Genomic DNA, 303 nt, shown 5'->3' with positions numbered 1-303 from the left:
CTCTAAGATGACTGCCGGTGACAAACCGGAGGAAGGTGGGGATGACGTCAAATCATCATGCCCCTTATGACCTGGGCTACACACGTACTACAATGGCCGGTACAACGGGAAGCGAAGGAGCGATCCGGAGCGAATCCTAAGAAGCCGGTCTCAGTTCGGATTGCAGGCTGCAACCCGCCTGCATGAAGTCGGAATTGCTAGTAATCGCGGATCAGCATGCCGCGGTGAATACGTTCCCGGGTCTTGTACACACCGCCCGTCACACCACGAGAGTTTACAACACCCGAAGTCGGTGAGGTAACC

The 303-nt window shown here is 55.8% G+C and carries 1 rRNA gene; it reads left to right on the top strand.

Annotated features, from left to right (window positions below):
- Positions 1-303 (top strand): 16S ribosomal RNA (locus DQG13_RS30460); the annotation flags it as partial.

The sequence above is a fragment of the Paenibacillus sp. YN15 genome, from assembly GCF_003285005.1.
GTDB lineage: Bacteria > Bacillota > Bacilli > Paenibacillales > NBRC-103111 > Paenibacillus_AR.
This window is presented reverse-complemented; position numbering and strand designations above follow the sequence as displayed.